General features: G+C 75.8%; 1 protein-coding gene. It reads right to left on the bottom strand.

Annotation, left to right across the window (positions count from 1 at the left end):
* Window positions 1-89 precede the first annotated feature (89 nt).
* Window positions 90-910: collagen binding domain-containing protein (locus B7767_RS36540; protein WP_179167444.1), on the bottom strand; the 821-nt coding region annotated here is incomplete at its 5' end.

The raw sequence follows: 910 nt of genomic DNA, 5'->3' as shown, positions 1-910 counted from the left end.
GCGTACAAAATGGTCGTGAACGGACCGGCCCGCGGCGGGGGCGCGTCTCCGCTACAGGACGCGCCCGCCCGCCACGGGCCGGGGTTCCGCTACTCGCCCGGGTGGGCGAGCTCGATGTCGTGGTCGTCGACACCGGTGCCGGAGACGGTCAGCGACGTCGCCACCGGCGGGTAGCCCGTGGCGATGACGGTGTACTCGCCGCCGTCCAGATCGGCGAAGGCGTACGCGCCGTCCGCACCGGTCGTCGCCGTGCCGGCCACGTTGCCGGCCGCGTCGACCAGGGTGATCCTGGCGTCGGCCAGCGGACCGTGCGGGGCGCGGACCACGCCCCGCACCCGGGCACCGGTCTCCAGGTCGACCTCGACCCGGGTGACCCCGGTGCCGCCCACCTCGACGGGCAGGGCGCGCGGCCGGTACCCGGCGGCGTTCACCGCCACGGTCACCGCGCCCGGCACCAGCTCGGCGAACGAGAACTCGCCCTGCTCACCGGTGCTCCCGGTGGCCAGCAGATCGCCGCGCACATCGGTGACGATCACCATCGCGTCCTTCACCGGCATCCCGCCGTCCGCCGTGCGGACCAGTCCGGTCAGCCCGCTGGTGCCGCTGAGCAGGATGTCGTAGGCGACCGGTTCGCCGTTCACGACGATCGTGGACGCCTGCGGCTGGTGGCCGTCGGCGGCGGCGATCAGGACGTACGACCCGGCGCCGGGCGCGTCCACCGCGTACGCGCCGTCGGCCTGCGCCACCGAACGGCCCAGCTGACGCCCGCCCAGCGAGATCAGCGTGACGGCGGCCCGCGGCACGGGCGCGCTGTCGGCGCCGCGCACGACACCGCCCACCGGGATGCCACCGGAGACGGGTGCCTCCGGCTCACCGGGGCCGGTCGCCGTGGCGACGGCGGCGAGGCGCT

The organism is Streptomyces sp. 13-12-16, assembly GCF_002114215.1.
In the GTDB taxonomy this organism is placed as follows: Bacteria; Actinomycetota; Actinomycetes; order Streptomycetales; family Streptomycetaceae; genus Streptomyces.
The sequence above is the reverse complement of the archived record's forward strand: the minus strand, read 5'-3'. Positions and strand labels throughout refer to the sequence as shown.